This is a genomic window from Methylobacterium sp. 1973 (genome assembly GCF_040545035.1).
Classification (GTDB): domain Bacteria; phylum Pseudomonadota; class Alphaproteobacteria; order Rhizobiales; family Beijerinckiaceae; genus Methylobacterium; species Methylobacterium fujisawaense.
On the sequence record NZ_JBEPLA010000004.1, the window covers coordinates 364,511 to 381,632 of the forward strand.

Annotated in this window: 4 protein-coding genes; 3 read left to right on the top strand and 1 reads right to left on the bottom strand. The window is 59.3% G+C overall.

The genetic code is table 11. The features are described from left to right. The first annotated feature begins 479 nt into the window (after positions 1–479). The 3 genes from ABIC70_RS11260 to ABIC70_RS11270 are packed head-to-tail and all read left to right on the top strand — an operon-like array spanning position 480 to position 9,750. Positions 480–3,272 (top strand): SNF2-related protein, encoded by a 2,793-nt coding sequence (locus ABIC70_RS11260; RefSeq protein WP_354439743.1) that lies wholly within the window; start codon positions 480–482, stop codon positions 3,270–3,272. Between the two features lie 32 nt (positions 3,273–3,304). Further along, positions 3,305–6,418, top strand: a complete 3,114-nt coding sequence (locus ABIC70_RS11265; protein ID WP_354439744.1) for a DNA methyltransferase — start codon at positions 3,305–3,307, stop codon at positions 6,416–6,418. Continuing rightward, positions 6,418–9,750, top strand: a complete 3,333-nt coding sequence (locus ABIC70_RS11270) for a DEAD/DEAH box helicase family protein (protein ID WP_354439745.1) — start codon at positions 6,418–6,420, stop codon at positions 9,748–9,750. The genes ABIC70_RS11265 and ABIC70_RS11270 overlap by 1 nt, the downstream gene beginning before the upstream one ends. Before the next feature lie 647 nt (positions 9,751–10,397). Here ABIC70_RS11270 and ABIC70_RS11275 read toward each other — a convergent pair. Further along, positions 10,398–15,929, bottom strand: coding sequence for a sacsin N-terminal ATP-binding-like domain-containing protein (locus ABIC70_RS11275; RefSeq protein ID WP_354439746.1), 5,532 nt, complete (start codon positions 15,927–15,929; stop codon positions 10,398–10,400). Positions 15,930–17,122: the final 1,193 nt, after the last annotated feature.

The following is a 17,122-nucleotide window of genomic DNA, read 5'->3' on the forward strand; positions in this document are numbered from 1 at the left end:
TCGCAACACCATCCAGACCCGAGCAGCTCTCTACCGGAACGTGCGCTTCCGGAATGGTGTCGAGCTCGGCTGGAGGGCGGCAGTTGGCGCAGAGCGGCTGATCGGAGTCGGCAGAAAGCGGACTGGCGGCTTTAGAAGGATATCTGGTCTGAGCAGGCCTGCCGCACGAGGTGGGCCGACGGCGTCGAAAGACGTGAGCGCAGTCACCAAGAGAGGCAGGGTCACACGCGCGATAGTGGCGGGCGTTAGCATAAGCAAGGGTTCAATTTCCGAAAGGAGTAAGGCTCGAAATTTCTTTAAACGTCAGTAAGCACAGTGGGCGCGAGCTCAACAGCTCAGCTGCAATAAGTTGGACCCAATCTTTCGAAGATGCGTCTCGGAAAGTCTAAAGCTACCGCATGTTTACGCCATACCATAGCAAGTACGTCGCACATGATCTGACGAAACTCGCTCCGCCGGGCTCTAACGACCAATTATCGATGTCGTTGTTCGACACCTCAGTCGATCTCAACCCTCACCAAATTGACGCGGCGTTGTTCGTGCTTCAGTCGCCACTTGCCGAGGGTGCCATCCTTGCGGATGAAGTTGGGCTCGGGAAGACCGTCGAGGCAGGAATCGTCCTTTGCCAGAAATGGGCCGAACGCAAACGCAAGCTGATCATTATCTGCCCGGCGGCAATTCGACAGCAGTGGGCCGCGGAGCTAATCAGCAAGTTTAATCTTCCCGCAGTCGTCATTGACGCTAGAACCTATCAACAAATGAAAACGGACGGTATTTCGTCGCCTTTAATACGGAAACAGATCGTCGTGCTGTCGTATCACTATGCAGCAAAGCTGCAGGACGAACTGCGGCAGATTGAATGGGACTTGGTCGTTATCGACGAAGCCCATAAACTTCGAAACGCATACCGTCCTGGCAATCGGATCGGGCAAGCCCTAAAATGGGCGTGCGAAGGGCGAAAGAAGCTTCTTCTCACAGCCACGCCTCTCCAAAACAGCTTGATGGAAATTTTTGGACTTGCCAATTTCATCGACCCAAACATTTTCGGGGACGCGAGCACCTTTCGGTCGAAGTATTTGAATGCTGGTGGCGATCTGCCCGAGCTGCGGGCAAGGCTTGCAGATTTTTGCAAGCGAACGCTCAGGAAGCAGGTCCTCGAATACGTCAACTACACCCAGCGGCGCGCAATCACGCAGCCCTTCTTTCCAGCGGAGAATGAGCAGGCGCTCTATGATGGCATTACGCTCTTCCTTCAAAGGAAGGACACTTACGCCATCCCCTCTGAGCAGCGCCACCTGACCGTATTGATCCTGCGAAAGCTTCTCGCTTCGTCTTCATTAGCGATTGCCGGAACTCTCGAGACACTCCGCGACCGCTTGGTGGCGATTCTGAAGGGAGAACCGGCAAAGGATAATCTGACGGAATTGATTTCTCTCGAGAACGAGCTGGAGGAGGAAATTCTAGAGGAGTGGGGCGAAGAGGATCCGCCTGACGACGCAGCGCCCAATCGGATTGACTTCGCCAAGCTTCGCGGTGAAATCGACGATGTTTCCAACCTGATCCAGCTCGCGCGCTCTATCCAGACAGACACCAAATCGACGGCCCTATTGAAAGCTCTGGGGATAGGCTTCTCGGAGCAGAGGCGGATGGGTGCTCTGCGAAAGGCTCTTATTTTTACCGAATCGCGACGTACCCAAGAGTACCTGCGCGATTTCCTCGAACGAAACGGTTACGTGAACCAGGTCGTGACCTTCAGTGGCACCAATTCCGACCGCAAGGCACAAGACATTTATGAGCGCTGGCTCGCAGATCATAAAAACGCGGAACATGTGACCGGATCGCGGGCGATCGATGTGCGTGCCGCTTTGATAGAGGAATTCCGCGACCATGCCTCGATTATGATCGCGACCGAAGCTGCTGCGGAAGGCGTCAATCTTCAATTCTGCTCCCAGGTTATCAACTACGATCTGCCGTGGAACCCGCAGAGGATCGAGCAGCGTATTGGCCGCTGCCATCGCTATGGGCAAACACACGACGTGATCGTTGTAAACTTCCTGAATGAGCGAAATGACGCCGATAAGCGGGTGCACGCGCTTTTTACCGAGAAGTTCAATCTGTTTGACGGCATCTTTGGGGTGTCGGACGAGGTGCTGGGCACGATCGAGTCTGGCGTCGACTTCGAAAAGCGTATCTTGGCTATTTACCAGGACTGCCGCACGCCTGAGGCCATCGCTGCTGCGTTTGACGAGCTGCAAGCTCAACTCGAGGAACAAATTCAAGGTCGAATGGAGGACACGAGGCGGGCGCTACTTGAAAACTTCGATGAGGATGTCCACGGCCGGCTGAAGTTGCGGCTGGCCGATACTCGTGAACAGCTGGACCGTGTCGGACGCCGGTTCTGGGACCTGACGACCACCATCCTGGCCGACAGGGCGACGTTTGACGAAGCCAGTCTCGCCTTCGATCTTCTCACTTCTTCGGCGTCCAACATCCGGCCCGGGCGCTATCACCTGATATCGCGGAATTCTGCGGCGGATCGTGGCACGAACGAGCACGGCCACTTCCTGTATCGCCTGTCGCACCCATTGGGCGAGCATGTCATCTCTGAGGCCAAGGCCGGGGATACGCCGGTGGCGGAACTGCGGTTCGATGTGACCAATCACCCGACACGTGTGGCCGTTGTCGAGGCGCTCAGAGGGCGGGGCGGCTGGTTTACGCTGCGCAAGCTGATGGTGACCACCTTCGAGATTGAGGAATACCTGCTACTTTCCGGCATTGACGACAATGGGCGCTCTATCGATCACGAGGCCTGCGCCAAACTGTTTTCGGTCGGTGCCGACATTCACCCTGTCGATACGCCCGCCAGCGCCATTGCGGACCGCCTTCAGGCCGAGGCCGAACAGCACGTTAAGGCCATGCTGAACCGGTCACTCGATGCCAACCATCGGCACTTCGCAGCGGCACGCGAACGGCTGGAGCGCTGGGCGGAGGACAAGATTCACGCCGCCGAGAAAGCGCTGAAGGACACCAAGGAGCAGGTCAAGGCGGTGCGGCGCGAAGCCCGGGCGGTGACCACGCTCGAGGAAGAGGCAATCATCCAAGCTAAGTTGCAGGAACTGGAACGTCGCCAGCGCAAGCAGCGGCAGGAGATCTTCAACGAGGAGGACGAGGTGGCCGACAAGCGGGATGAGCTTATCGCCAACCTGCAAAGGCGCCTCAGCCGCGGCCACATGGTCGAAACCCTGTTTACGATCCGCTGGGCGGTCATCTAATACGGCACAGTGACATTAGAGAAACAAGAACAATGAGCAACTTCGATGCCCTCGTTGCAAAGCTGCGTGAAATCTTCCAGATCGACCGGCCTGACCTCGATTTTGGGGTCTACCGTATCCTAAACGCCCGCGCGGGCGAGATCGAAGAGTACCTGTCCAAACGGCTTAAGGCGCGGGTGACCGAGGCGCTGGCCGCCGGGGCTGCGGCCAATACCGAAGCGCTGAAGGCCGACATCGCCAAGGCCGAAAAGGCCGCCGAGGATGTAGGGATTAGCGCTGATCAGTCGCCCAAGGTCCTGCAGCTGCGCGCTCAGCTTGCCGCCGCCAGCGCGGGCGCCTCCGAGCACGAGAGTCAAGTGTTCTCACACCTGCTGACCTTCTTCTCGCGCTATTACGACAAGGGCGATTTTATTAGCCAGCGCCGCTACAAGGGCGACACCTATGCCATCCCATACTCAGGGGAGGAGGTGACGCTGTACTGGGCGAACCGCGACCAGTATTATACCAAGTCCGGCGAGTCGTTTTCGAACTACAGCTTCAGGCTGGACGACGGCCGCGCCGTCCACTTCCGTCTTGTCGCCGCCGACATAGCCAAGGACAACCGCAAGGACAATGACAAGGTGCGCCGCTTCGTGCTGGCCAACGCCCGCACCGTGAGCCGCACGGATGAGGATGGCGAGACCTTCGAGGAAGCTATTCTCCCCGTTGCAGAGGAAGACAGCGCGCTGGTGATCCGATTCGACTATGCTCCCCAGCCAAAGGGCACGAAGCAAGAGGCGCTGGTCGATCAGGCCGTGGCGGTGATTCTCGACGATGAGGCGGTCAAGGCACGTTGGCGGACGCTGACCTCTCGCGCGCCCACGGAAAAAAACCCCAAGCGCACGCTATTGGAAAAGCACCTGACTACCTACACTCAGAAAAACACCGCGGATTACTTCATCCACAAGGACCTGGGCGGCTTCCTGCGGCGGGAAATAGATTTCTACATCAAGAACGAAGTTATGAACCTGGACGACGTGCAGGGGGCGGGGGCCTTAGCCGCAATCGAGCGGAACCTGCGGATGATCCAGTGCCTGCGCGCTATTGCGCTGGACCTGATCACCTTTCTGGCTAGTATCGAGGAATTCCAGAAAAAACTATGGTTGAAGAAGAAATTCGTCGTAGCGTCGCAGTATTGCGTTACGCTGGACCGGGTGCCCGAGGCGCTCTATCCCGCGATCGCTGCAAACCCCGCGCAATGGGCGCAGTGGCATGACTTTGGCATGCGAGGGACCGCGGCGGCTGGAACCGTGGAAAATCTTAAAGCTGCGCCGTTCCTCATGGTGGACACAGCTCTGTTCGATGCAGGGTTCCGGGCCGACCTGCTGAATGCGATTCCCGATCTGGATGCCAGCCTCGACGGGCTGCTGGTGCATGGGGACAATTTCCAGGCGCTGATGCTCTTGGGAGAGCGGTACAAGGAAGGTTTCGACTGCGTTTACATCGATCCGCCCTACAATACTGACGCCTCTGCCATCGACTACAAAAACGGCTACAAGTCATCCAGCTGGATCACGCTGTTGGACTCGCGGCTTAGAGCTGGAAAGCCACTACTCAAGCAAGATGGCGTACTATTGGCGGCAATCGATGACGCGCAGTTTCGCGAGCTGAGCTTCTTGGCAGAAGAGATTTTTCCAAGGGTCCTTGGGACGTTTGCGGTGCGTTCGAACCCGTCCGGACGGCCAACAAAGACCGGCTATTCCGTCTCGCACGAGTATATGATCGCTGCGGGCGCTTCAGACAAATCGTCGATCGGTCGGCTTCCGCCAACCACTGCTCAAAGAGCGCGCTTCAATCAAGAAGACAAAAATGGACCCTTTGAGTGGCGCAACCTTCGCCGCGAGGGCTCGGACTCTAATCGCGACGATCGGCGCACGATGTACTATCCGATCTTTATTCAGGGTGACCAATATCGAATTCCGAAAATGGAATGGGATGAAGTCTCGGAAGAGTGGGTCAATGTTGAGGAGCCTCGTGAAGCTGAAGTCATAGTTTACCCGGACAACGAGGAAGGTGTTCAGAAACGCTGGCGCTGGGAAGCTGAGACCGTTCGGACGAAGCCGAGTGAAGTGGCGGTAAGGCCGGATCGGTCAGGCAAGCCATATATCTATGTAAAGAGACGCCCAAACGATGATGGGGTTGTCACTGTATCGACATGGGCGGACGCAAAGCATTCTGCGACGGAACATGGCACTGCCGTTCTGAAATCGATGTTCAATGGTACGAAATTCTCTTATCCGAAGTCAATTCATGCTGTGACAGATGCGATTTACATTGGCGGGGCGGCGGGAAGGTATTCGTCGACCCTAGACTTCTTTTCCGGTTCCGGCACCACTGGCCATGCGGTGATCAATCTGAACCGACTTGATAGGGGCAAGCGGAAATATGCCCTGGTTGAGCAAGGCCAATACTTCGAGACGGTACTAAAGCCCCGCATTCAGAAAATTGTTTATTCCGCTGCTTGGCAGGACGGAAAACCCGCCGCGCCTGAAACCGGCATCAGCCATGCGTTCAAGGTCCTCAAGATTGAGGGCTATGAGGATACGCTGAACAACCTCGACCTGAAACGGACGGACGCGCATACGAGCCTGCTCGACGGGTTCAGCGCCGAGAAGCGCGACGATTACCTGATGCGCTACATGCTGGCTGTCGAAGCGAAGGAATCGCTTCTTTCCATCTCGGATTTCCGCAAGCCCTTCGATTACACACTCAAGGTTGCGGTCGACAGCGCCGGGGCTTGGGAGGAGCGTAAGGTCGATCTGGTCGAAACCTTCAATTACCTGATTGGCCTGACCGTCCGCACCATCGACATTCAGCTGGAGCGTGGCTTCGTGACCGTCACCGGCGCCCTGCCCACCGGAGACGAGACCCTGATCCTGTGGCGCGACTGCGAAAAGATCGGCTACGAGGCGCTGACGCGCCTCTGCGACAAGCTGGCGATCAACCCGGCCGACAGCGAATTCGACGTGGTCTACATCAACGGCGACCACAACATTCCCTCGGTGGTGGAAACGGCCGAAGAGGAGGGCAGCGTGGTGAAAAAGCTGATGCTGCGTCAAATCGAACCCGCCTTCCTGGAGGCAATGTTCAACGTGGATGACGTCTGATGGGCTCAATTTCCAAAGGCAGGCCCCCGAAGAAGAAGCGCACTTTCCATCAGGAGCTGGTGCTGAACCGTTGGATGCTGAGCCATTTCCACGGGGATGGCCTGATGACGCTGAAGGCGCGGCTGGGTGAGGACCGGCACGAAGGCATAGACGACGACGGACAGACAAAGTTTTTCCATGAGCTCAAGCGTGACCTATTCAGCACGGACCTGATCAGCGAGACCGAGTTGCGCCGTTATGACCTGAACATCGTGGGTCACTGGCAGAAGATCACCCAACGTCGCAACGCGACCTCGGGCGAAGTGCTTACAATGAAGTATTTTCAGTACGTGTCGTTACTGTTCACGGAGATTTATCTCGACTGGTATTTCAAGCGGCGGCCGGACCTGCTGGACGGACTAAATGCCAAGCTGGCCGAGTATCACAAGGAAGACGGCGCCGAGCAATTTAAAAATTACATTGCCGACGACCTGAACAAGCTCGCCTTTTGGAACGCGACGGGCAGCGGGAAGACTCTGATCCTGCACGTCAACATTCTACAATACCTGCACTACTTCCAGGCCGGGAATGTCCACCTGTTCCCCGACCGGATAGTCCTCTTGACACCGAACGAGGGCCTTTCGCGCCAGCATCTGGAGGAGTTCCGCGAGTCCGGCATCAATGCTCATGTCTTCGACAAGAACCAAACCGGTTTGCTGTTCAAGGGCTGGGTAGACGTGGTCGAAATCACGAAGCTGGCCGATGAGATGGGCGACAAGACCGTAGCGACTGGCGCCTTCGAGGGTAACAACCTTGTGCTGGTTGACGAAGGCCACCGCGGTACCGGCAGCGCGGGTGGCGTCTGGATGGCGCGGCGGGCCGCGCTGGTGAAAGGCGGCTTTGCGTTCGAATATAGCGCGACCTTCAGCCAGTCGGTCGCCAAGGGCTCCACCGTTGCGAAGGCCGAGGAAGATATTCTGAAGGCCAAGGCGAAGCGGTTGTTCGACAAGACGCTGAGGCAGCTTAACGACACGGAGCGCGCGCAGTTGCAGCTGACGACCGAAGATCGCGCTCGCACCCGGATCGACGGCATCCGCGAGGCTTACGCCAAGGCGGTTCTGATCGATTACAGCTACAAATATTTTTACGCTGACGGGTACGGAAAGGAATCCCTGATCCTCAACCTAGACGACAAGGGCTATAACAAGCACGGCGATTTGTACTTCACGGCCTGCCTGCTCAGCTTTTACCAGCAGCTCTGGCTGTGGAACACGCACCGCGATAAGATCGGAGGTTTCAACATCGAGAAGCCCTTATGGGTCTTCGTCGGTAACACGGTGGCGGGCGAGGACAGCGACATCCTCGAAGTCATCAGGTTCCTCGCTTGGTTCCTGAACCATCCAGGTGAAGCCACAGCATGGATCTCGGACCTTGTGGCGGACAAAGCTCGGCTGCTGGACCCGCGGGGCAATGACATCTTCGCAGGGCGCTTCATGACCCTCATGCAACGCGAGGCGGCTACAATCTACGATGATATACTTAGACGGCTGTTCAATGCGGATGCCCGGCAACGGCTAAAGCTTGTTAACTTGCGCAACAGCAAGGGCGAATTAGTTTTGCGGGTCGGATCGTTCAGGCCTTTCGGCCTCATCAACATCGGCGACGATTCCGGGTTCTTCAAGAACGCAGAGGGCAGTACCGACTTCGACACTGAAGCGGATGATTTCGAGACGGGCCTGTTTGGCACGATCAATCAGAAAGACAGCAAGCTGAACGTTCTGATCGGCTCGCGGAAGTTCACAGAGGGCTGGTCAAGCTGGCGGGTTTCGACCATGGGCCTGCTCAATATGGGGCAAGGCGAAGGTTCGCAGATAATCCAGCTTTTTGGCCGCGGCGTCCGTCTTAAGGGGCGAGGCATGTCGCTTAAGCGATCGCTTCCCGCAGAAAGGCCCAAAGGAACGCACATGGAGCGCCTGGAAACGCTGAACATCTTCGGCGTCCGCGCGAACTACATGGCGGTATTCAAGGATTACCTGAAGGAGGAAGGCATCACGCCGAGCGACGAGATCATTCAGCTCGATTTCCTTACCAGAACTAATCTTCCTTCTGGTACGCAATTGAAGACACTTAAGCTGAGGGACGGCTATCGAGACAACCAGATTAAAGGATTCAAGCGCACCCATTATCCGACACTGTACGATGTACCGGCAGAGTTCGCTGGCAAGATCAAGTCGCCTCATGTCGTGCTCGACCTGTACCCCAGGGTTGAAGCTATCACGACCGCAGCCAGTACTTCAGCGAGCGCGGCAGACAAGCGCAATCGCGGCAAACTGAGCAGGGAGGCCATTGCCTGCTTTGACTGGGACTACGTTTTTAACGCTGTCCAAGAATACAAGCTGTTGAAGAGCTGGAGCAATCTCAAGGTAAACCGGCAGCGCCTTATGCAGTTTTGCCTTGCCGATCATAGCTGGTACACCCTTCTGGTTCCTCAGGAAGAACTTAGAGTACGAGGCTTTGATGACGTGTTGAGACAGCAAGACATTATGCTGCAGCTACTTATCGATTATACCGACCGCTTTTATCAGGGGCTGAAAGCCGCCTATGAAGGCAAATTCTACGACGTCTCGCCGGTCACTGAGGATTCCGGGTCGATCATCAAGCTGTATCAGTTTGAGATCGAAAACACCGATGCCGGGCTTGAGTACAAGGCGAAGCTCGAGGTCCTCAGCGCACTCGTTACGTCTGGGAAACTCGGCGAGGCCAGCAAGTGGAACGCTCCACACATGGTCGCGATCAGCTTTAATCAGCACCTCTACTATCCCCTGCTCTCACCGGTCAAAGACGCCGTCGTACCCCTGAAGATGCGGCCACTCGCGATTGGCGAGCCAAGCGAAGTCCAGTTTGTCGAGGATGTGAGGGCATTCCATGACTCGGACGCTGGCAAGGAGAGGCTGAAAGGTCTCAGCCTTTACTTACTGCGTAATGCGGACAATCGGGCGAAAGGGCTCGGGTTCGCTTTGGCAGGGAACTTCTATCCCGACTTCCTTCTATGGCTCGTAGACGACAACACAGGCAAGCAGTGGCTATCATTCATCGATCCGAAGGGCATCCGGAATCTGGACTTATCGGATCCGAAGTTCGGGTTATATAGAGAAGTTAAGGAGATCGAGAAACAGATAGGCGATGGAACGATCAGCCTTAGCGCCTTCATCCTGTCCGCCACACCATTCCAAGACCTTCTAAATGTGGAGCGGTCCGCCGCCAAGTCAGATCTGGAAAACAAGAATGTTCTATTCATCGATGACAGAAGCCCAGCCTATCTGGACAAACTATTTACGAGAGCTCTTGCCTGATCTGCAATGCACGCTGAACCGTTTGAGTGATCTTGTATCACGCTCGGCGATGTTAATGGCTATGCCGAACTTCGGAGAAGTCGCCAGTGTCACCTGAACGGCCGGAATGCGCGCATCTTGTCGAAAAATTTGTGATGGGTTTGCAGCGCTTCCGTTACCGAGGCGCGCAGGCGAAGGACTGACCATCGGACGACTCGAAAGCCGCCGCGACGGCGTGACGGCAAAGCCTCTGAGAGAACAAGGTCCTCCGAAATGTTGTCCTGGATCTTGCTCGAGGCATTGCCTCCAAGTTTTCCGACGAAATCGGTGCGAAACTGAAGGCCGCTTTTTCCGCGGCACACCTCCGCTTGTGGCATCCCACAAGACGTTAAGCTACACTCGGAGGGCAATACGCTCGCTCTCAGAAAATGGCGCTTAGCGCACTATCCAGGCTTGTGTTACGCATATGCTACGCGAGCCAATAGGCGCTAGCCGGATCTCCCGGCTGAGTAAGCAGAAAACATCACTAATTTAAGTCCACAGCAGGTCATTATAAATGAGCTGCTTTAGAATGTCTGACAACGAGGGCAGGTGCATCGAAACTGGCCGCCGTCCCAATATGCGCGCTTCAATTGGGGCCTGGTCGCAGAAGCCGTCCGCAGCCGACGCTATTTCGGCTTGAATCCGAACCGCACGCCCTCGCCGAGCAGGCGGAGCACGCCATCCGCTTCGTCGCTCATCGGATTTGGCAGGATATCGATGCGCGTCGTGTTCGAGGTCGCGGGGTTGGCCACATAGATGACAACATAGCGCTGACCCGAACGGGGCCGCGCCGCCTCGCGCGCGGCGCGTACCTCGGATTCTCCCATCTCGAACTGGCAACGATCGCCCTGACTGGCCTTGACTTCAATCAGCCAGGTGCGGCGATCATGCTTCAACTCAAAGTCGTATCCGATGTCGTCGGACCACGCCTTGCCCTTTTGCAGAGCGCCGAAGCGCGAAACCCACGCCTTATCGATGTCCTGGTTGCGGAATCGATCCTTCAGCCAGTGATAGACTACAAGTTCCCCAAGTCGCCCGATCATATCCTTCTTGGCCTGTGGAGTCCGGTCCTCGCCGGGTGGCACGCCGCGCGGGTGACGGTTCGTCGGTGTTTTGGGGGTCCGCTTCTCGAAGGCCGCCAACTCGGTCTGCGTGGTAAGCCGCGCCGCCTTGATCTGCTTCGAAAGACGGGCGGCGATCTCTGCTGAAATTGCCGTCCAATCGGCATGCTCCGGGTCGACGTTGCGGTCGTTGACCCACACGGACCGGGCCTTCGCTGCGCGCTCTTCGGCCTCCCGCTGAGCTTCCTTCGCCGCGGCGTCGATCGCCGCGGCACCAATGCCAAGCGCCTCGCGATCGAGGGTCGGGTCCATCCCGTCCGGCCAGAGCCCGAGCTTCACGCACCAAGTGATCAGCGCGCTCTCATCCATCGCCCTGAAATCCACCGCGCCGGCCGCGTCGAGTTCCGAGCGGATGTGTAGCTCCGCTGCCTTGGCCTCGCGCCAATAGTCGGGGATGCTTGAGGCCGAGCCCCTCCAGCACGCTCTCACGACGGGCGTCGCGGCGGTCGCAAAGCGGCTGATTGCGGCTAGGTTGGCGGTTCGAACGTCGGCGAGGTTTGGCAGCGCATGGGGGTTCGAGCCTATCGCCGACGCCCCCAGGCTTTCGAGCCGCTGGGCAACATGCTCCGCGAGCACGGCTTCGGGGACAAAATGGTAGAGAGTCAGCCAGGCCGGATCCGGCTTCATCGAGCGCAGGCCGTCACGGCGCTGCGCATACTCGGGGGCGGGCACGAAGGTTTCCAAGGCAGGTGCCGCCGCATTGCGTAGTGCCACCAGGATGGACATCTCGTGCTCGACGATGTGGTTCAGAAGCTGAGAGGAATGGACAGCAGGGTAGGTCAGCGGCTCGCTTCCCGTCGCCACAAGGCTTTCATTGAACCGCGCGAAGTCGAGTTCGAGAATCTCGCGAAACTGCGCTGCGGACTGGGCTTGCCGGCACGCCTTGAGCAATGCGTCAGGATCCTTCCACGCGGCCCTGATGAGCGGCATCAGCTCGGCAAGCAGACGATCGGGGTCCGCGCCATGCTCGGCTTCAAGACGATCGCAGTCGTTCAGAGCTTCCGCGCCGGATCCATAATGGATTGCGGCACGGATCCACGGCATGCGTAGGTCGACCCGTTCGCCGACGAGATGCTGGACCGAGGCGACCGACCCGTCGTCAAGCTGGAGAGTTCGGCCGAGCCGGGAGATCACATCCTCATCGAGGTGGAGTTCGTCGACTTTCTCGCCGGCTGCGGCAAGCTCGTGCGCGAGCAGTCGCATACCGTTGGCGACCGGAGGCAGGTCGATCGCCTCGCAGATCCCCGGCAAGCACAGTTGGAGCGCGTTCCAGGTGAGGAGATCGCCGACCCGGGTCACAACAAGGGTGGGCTGGCCAGAGCGTCGAAACACATACGCCGGCCGGTCGCCGGCAGCCGTAATGCGCTGATCGTTGATCTCGAATGAGACGTCCTCCGCCGCAACAAGTGCGACATCGCTCATGCGTCCGAGAACGAGGCCGCGGTCCGCAGGAAGCTGACCGGCGTCCGTTCCTCGCAGCCCCTCCATTGCCACAGCGAGCATGATGCGGAGCCAAGGGCATTGATCGAGCACCGTCTCGCTCGTCTCAATGTCACCGAGCGCCACGTTATCGATCTTCACATCGTAGCGCATCGCCGACAAGCGGCTCACCTTCTTACCGAACAGCGCCTCCGCTGCCGAACCCACACGGGTACGATCGACGCCCTTAATGTCGAGGAGTAGGCCATCAATCGACGCCACAAGGCTCGGCGAGAGATCGTCGTCGCTGTCACGTACATAGAGGGGGGCAGTCTCTTTCCCCGGGATGGCTACGGCGAGGTCCGCGCGTCGGCGCACCAGGATCGGCATATCATTCGCCGCCTTCCCGGTGGCGTGCGGTTCGGCGGCGTGCTTGTCGGCGATTAACTTCCAGGTCGCGTTGTAGAGGTTTGTGAGTTGAGGCTCATAATGCGGGCGGACCGTTCCCGCGGCATATTGGGATGCGAGGAAGCGGGCCTGATCGATGGCGGTTGCGCGATCGTTGAGCACGCGGAGCCGGCCGAACGTGCGCAGCTTCGATAGGGAGTCAGGCTGCCGACGATCAATGATCTTGCCGATCGAGACCGCCACCTGCCGCAGGTAGAAAGGAAAGCGGTCGTTCGCCGCGCCGGAGACCCAGACATCGGCCGGCCGATAGAAGCGGCGAACTGGTCCCTCGGATGAAGGATCGTCTGCGGGCAGCCAGGCACTGCTTCGAATGAAGGCGCCCGCCGGAGTCGACCAGAGGTATTGGTCGCTCGAGAAGTGTTCATGACGGAGCTCACCTCTGAGCAGCTCCTCGCCGGCTCCGGCCAGCCATTCGATGACCAGCCCCGCATAGATTTCGCGGCAATCATCCGAGAAGCACTGGTGATCGCTCTGCCCCGGCAAGTACCAGAGTGAATTCACGAACTTGTAATTCGTCGAATAAGCGAGGCTTAGGCTCCGCTTGGCGAAGGTGCTGACGTCGCGTTTCCAGTCGTCGACCGCGCTTTCACTCAGCCCGAGCTTCTTCGCGAAGCCGAAGCCTGTCACCTCATCGGCCCGGGTCAGCGGCATCATGGGTAAGTCGAGTGCCCGCAGACCGATCCCGACCCCCAATCCACGGAGGAACTCCGCCCAAAGGGCAGCCTGCCCCTTGAACGCCCTGTGGCTTGTCGGCGCGAGGAGACGCTTTCGATACGCGGCAAAATCGGCCACGTCCGGCGGCGCAGCGCTGAAAAGCGCGTTCAACCGCCGACCGAGCAGTTCTTCGGGCCAAGTCTCCGAAAAGACGGCGTCGGTCGCGTGAATCATGCCGTCGGTTGTCGGTACGAGGAGCCGGTACGAGGCATCAATCTTGATCGGCCGCGTTGCCTGAGCGCGGCGCCAGATGGCGAATGCCCAGCGCAGCCCAGCCAGCGCCTCCTCGACGGAGGCACCCGCGTTGACCACCTGAGAGATACGACTGAGGACCGTTTCGCCGTCATAGGCCGAGACTTGGCCGCGCTCGAGAAACTCCCGCGCCGCACGAAGCTCACCGTGCCACGGGAGCGTGTTCGCGGCGAAGGCGAAATGAGCTGCCAGCGGCGTTGGCACTCTGAGCAGTTCGAGCGGGATCTCGGCATTCTCGCTCGCCGGGCGTGTCGCGGGCGGGAAGAACAGCGACGGCTCGACCTGCTCACCTTTGCGGCGGCGGCGGCGGACGCGCGGAAGCTCACCGTCGGTCTGCACGGCCGCGCGCCCGGCCCTGACCGTTCCGTCGTCGCACAGGATGACCGGCAACCCGGCCAACATCTCCGGCCCTTCTTTCATGAAGGAGGGCAGATCTCTGTAAAAGGCAGTCCACTGCGTGGTGGCCGGACGCCGACCAGCCCGGAGGGTGCTGGCGACCTTTGCCGCGATCCGCGCGCACTCGATGGGCGCCAACCTGTCGCGGAACAGGTTCGGCGCGTACTGCCGAAGGAAGGCGGTCAGGCGATTAATGCGATTTGGCTTGAGCTCGGGCAGAAGCGGCGCGATCGGCGGAGAGATCGCTGCGCCGTGCTTCGCAACGGTTGAGAGGTCGAAGGTCGCGGAAGCCTCGAAGCTCGCGCGGATCTCCTTGGCCGGACGCCACCCGACAGCAAGCAGACCGCCCAGAGTCACAGCGCATGGAATGACCGGCGCCGATCCGAAATCCTCCTTCCCGAGGCGGCCGATCTCGGTGGCCGAGAGCGCCGCCAAGTCGAGGCGCTCGCCCGGGGTTTTCGCCGCCGTGAGGCTGGATGGATTGGCCCAGACGAGAAGGTCGACGGATGCCTTAGCCCGCGCGTTCAACGTCAGGGCCAGATGACTGCGACCTGCATCTCGATCCGTCAGCCAGCGAACACTTGCAGCAGCGAGGGTGACAGCCTGCGTCAGGAGGAGGCGGTTGAGCGCGACGCCGGCATCAAGGGCCTTGCGGTTCGAGGACGGGAAAAAGCTGCCGTGAAGATGACCCTGGAAGGGCGCGCGGGCCCCCTCGCCCATCGGCAGGAAGGTGTAGAGGCGCGGCGATGAAATCTCGTGATCCAGGGAAACCGCAAGTCCTACCTCACCTGCGCCCGACCATGCCTTCCAACTGCTGTGGAGTTGCTTGGCTTTGACGCCGTCGTCGACCGCGCGCCGCATGAGAGCCTCGGGCGCCTGATCGCGGATCAGCAGCCATTGCACGCCGCTCAGCGTGACGATGGACGCACTGACCGGGGCGGATGCGATTGCTTCTTCATGCCGCTCGAGCGTGAATGCAGTAGAGACCTCTCCCGCGCGGTTCCGGACCTTAGCATCGAGCTTCTGCAGCCGGTCGAGAAAGAGAAGCAGCGGGGCGGAAGCGTCATCGAGCGCGGCCACTTCATCTTGCGCGGTCTGCAGCGAATCCGCGTCTCGGAGCGGCAGCCGAATAACGGACGAAAAGCCACGCGCAGCATAGTCGGAGACAGTCGCGGGCTGCGTACCGAGGGCGATCGGGAGGAAGAACATCGGCAGGTCTGACTGCGCGAAGGCGAGGACGGTCGAATTGTCGATCCGGGAACTCAGGTCCTCCGCCCGGGCGAAGGTGAAGCAGAAGCCCTCGAACCCAGAAGCGCCAATCGCGTCGGATGCTTGCGAATAGATCTCGGGGGCATCGCAGACGTGGCTCACGCTGCGGAAGCCGAGTCCCTTGTTACCGATCGATTCTCCTGGCGGTTTGGTCGACATCCCGATGCGCGAGAGCGCGACCACATTGTTGTGCGCGAACGGCTTTCCGGAATTCGCTACATAGAGCGTCCCGAAATCGCCTTCGTCCTCAACCAGGGTCACCTCGATCCGACCGTCGCGACGGCCGCGCTCGTGGACGTCATTGGCATTCTGGACGAGCTCGATGAGAAACCGGCCGTGGTAATCGGCTGCAGTATGCTCGGCGACGCTCTTGTTTTGGGCATAGACGTCGTCGAGGTAGACACCACCATTGACATCGATCGTCCCGGCAAACGCCTGCAGCTTCCCGTCCGCTATACGATCGATCTGATCGGCGGGCGTTAGAGCCTCGCCCTCCTCCGCAGCGACGGCGGCGGGCATAAGACCAATTGCGTTGTACAAGCTGCCCCCGGGTCTGTGCTTCAGATTACCTACTGTCGCCGCACAATCGTCGAACTTGTACAGAAATGGTGCGCAAATCCACTTGTTGTCGGGGCGTGAAATCTCAGACATTCAGGTGGCGCTCAACGGCAGCTATACTAACTAAGAATCCGAAACCCACCAGTCCGCATCCGGCCGATGCTGTTGAAAAAGTCCACCTAATCCTCGTTAGCGCATTTGATCTGTGATCCGTTTGTCTGGGCTCTTGGCGGAGGCGAGATCAATGATGGGGCGCCGCACGGTCGATCAGGCTCGGCTCTCTTACGCCTTAAGCCCCGACGAGCAGGTCCCAGCGACAGCAGACCTTCCAAGGGCCCGCTTTGGGTCACTTTGACGCCTTCTCCTGAGCCGCGCCGAACGTCCGCTCTCCCACCTCCCAAGAATCGAAGCGGACAAGCCGCTTACAGCCACCATCAGCCGCTCGCGCCAATAAAACCAGGCTGCCGAAAGCGGGCACTTTCGGGTGTCCTCTCCCGCTGACCGGCCCTGCAACAGCATGGCCATGGGGCATCAAGCGTTCGGGCGCGTGGGACGGCGCTCAGAGGGGCGACAGCGGCGGTCAGGTGTTTGGTGTACGTCGTTGCGGTGGGCAGGCTCCCCGCCGTCTGAGCCGCGCTCTGGCGGCTTCTCGCTACTGGTGTTGCTGATCGGCCTGCAGCGTCTCAAGCCAGGCGTCGAGACGCCCCACGACGCGGGCCTGAACGCCAATTAGACGGGCAGTCAGCCGCGCGTGAGTTGCTGCGTGCATGCCTTTCGGCCGGTGAGGCAGAGGGCTGAGCGCTCCGTTCGGCGGAGCCTCACCTGCGATGCGCGCGTAGAGGCGGCAGGCCTGGGCGATGTCGTTGGTGTCCTGAGCCCCGTGCTCGACGGCGTAGCGGAGCCCGTGCGCGTCCCGAGAGAGGAAGCGCTCGCCCTCTCGGGGCAGGTAGAGGCGGCAAGCCCGAGTGCCTGTCTGCGGGCAGATGAAGAACCAGCGGCGGCCACCGATTGGAGGGCGGGGCAAGGATGTGAGGGAGATGCGCTGCTCATGAACGCGGCTGACCTTGCCCCGTGTTTGCCCCCGTTCATAACCAGAGTCCGTTCTGGTTCTGGTCCTGTTGGGACCGGGTTGCAAATGCGTTCGGGGTGAGCCC